The sequence below is a fragment of the Vibrio sp. 10N.222.49.C9 genome (assembly GCF_041474985.1).
Lineage (GTDB): Bacteria > Pseudomonadota > Gammaproteobacteria > Enterobacterales > Vibrionaceae > Vibrio > Vibrio crassostreae_C.
This window is the reverse complement of sequence record NZ_JBFRVD010000891.1, coordinates 1-464: the sequence shown is the minus strand read 5'-3', so window position 1 is coordinate 464 and position 464 is coordinate 1. Positions and strand designations below refer to the sequence as shown.

The following is a 464-nucleotide window of genomic DNA, read 5'->3' as shown; positions in this document are numbered from 1 at the left end:
CATCCGGGCAAACGCCGGAAGCGTCCATCAAGGGGTGACTCAAGATGCACGCTGGTGCGAGGTGGCAGATGAACCCGTAGTAGTGAGTAAAGCTAGGCCTATGAAAGCCAGTAATGGTGTGGAGGAAAAAACCAAGCTGACCTTTGCCAACACGTGTAAAGGAGTGAACCATTGTCCAAAGCATGGTGAGCTGCGAAGGGGGGAAGCATACTCAAAGACTTTGATGAATAGTTGAAGTTTGTCATTGATACACAAGCCGTCTGATCAACGGGACAAGTTGTTTCGGTACACTAGGAGTAGTGGTGTCTGAATAAACGGGTCGTATAAGGGAAGTAATTGGAGTCAAGTTTGGTAGATTGCCTTTGTGCTAGAACGCCAACCCTTGCAATGAACGTCACCACAATGATGAAATCAAACTGTCCCCACAATCGTACAGTACAAAGCTAACGGAGCTAGTATTGTGC

Annotated in this window: 1 pseudogene; it reads right to left on the bottom strand. The window is 47.4% G+C overall.

Annotation, left to right across the window (positions count from 1 at the left end):
• Nucleotides 1-184 (bottom strand): annotated as a pseudogene (locus AB4585_RS26100) (hypothetical protein); the annotation flags it as partial.
• Nucleotides 185-464: the final 280 nt, after the last annotated feature.